The sequence below is a fragment of the Methylobacterium sp. CCH7-A2 genome (assembly GCF_001557075.1).
GTDB lineage: Bacteria > Pseudomonadota > Alphaproteobacteria > Rhizobiales > Beijerinckiaceae > Allobosea > Allobosea massiliensis.
Window position 1 is genome coordinate 1 of the sequence record NZ_LSKN01000089.1, and the last position, 1,019, is coordinate 1,019.

The 1,019-nt window shown below is 58.2% G+C and carries 2 protein-coding genes; both read right to left on the reverse strand.

Going from position 1 to position 1,019, the window contains the following annotated elements; translation table 11 throughout:
- Nucleotides 1–233 precede the first annotated feature (233 nt).
- Nucleotides 234–452: a hypothetical protein gene (locus tag AX750_RS07390; RefSeq protein WP_067253832.1), complete on the reverse strand. Its 219-nt coding sequence runs from the start codon at nt 450–452 to the stop codon at nt 234–236.
- A gap of 322 nt (nt 453–774) precedes the next feature.
- Nucleotides 775–1,019, reverse strand: a 245-nt coding sequence (locus AX750_RS26710; protein ID WP_210173036.1) for a hypothetical protein, incomplete at its 5' end; no start/stop codon positions are given.

Sequence of the window (1,019 nt, forward strand, 5' to 3'; positions counted from 1 at the left end):
AACCGGCAATCGCCGGTGACCACCGTCAGCTACACCACGCTATGGGACACGACCCATGCAATTCCCGCTTCTCGCTCGGATACAATCTCGAGCCTGTGAGGCAGCCGCGGGCGGTCGCTTGAAAATCGGAGCCGTAAACGTCTTCTGCCTCGCAATGCCTCCACGTCCGGCCCTGGCGCATCCCGTTCGGGCGAACGACTGCCGGCAGTTCGTACCTCGGTGACATCGGGCGCTCACCGCAGCTTGATGACCTTTCCCGATACAAGGCCGTATTTTGCGAGGGCATCGGCCGTCAGCTGCCGCTGAAGTTCGATTGTTGCTCCAGCGATCAGGGACTGGTCACGCTGAAGAATGCGCTCAGCACTGTACTGCGTTGACGCCGCCACCAAAAACACTTGGACGCCAGATTGCGTCCGTGAAGTCACAGCGAATTGAAAACCCACTACGGTCATCGCGGCCTCCGTTTTGGCTCGCAATAAGCCACGGCTGTCAAAAGTTGGTTTACGGCGCTGTCTTTGGTCTTGCCCAGCAGATCGGTTTCCATTGCTGCGGCTGCATCTGTCGCGTTAACGCGCCTCGGATCTGCAGCCCCTCACCGCGTTCTACGAGTTCGACGACGTCACACCTTGCGAACTGGACCCGCCGGATGGCAGGCCCACTGGCGACGGACCGATTGGCTAGGAGTAGGATTATGAGTTATGCTGAATCTTGCCATCTGATTGACGTATTGTTTCGGCGAGATATTGCCGCTCTATGCGCCGACTGATTGCTCGATTAGTTGCCCGTAGGCGGGCTTGGAAGCGTGCGGTCTCGCTTTCTGCTGCAATCATCATCCGCGATCACCGTTGTGACGCACATGCGGCTGCCCGGCACAGCGAACGACAAGCCATCGGAGAGGCAAATTGGAAAGCACTTCGGTTCTGGAAAGCTGTCGGCCGGGAGATCGCCGGTCGCCTTCTTAAAACGGATAGTAAATAGATCGAGGCCAGTTCCCGGGCGGCCTGTCTCAAACACAGATC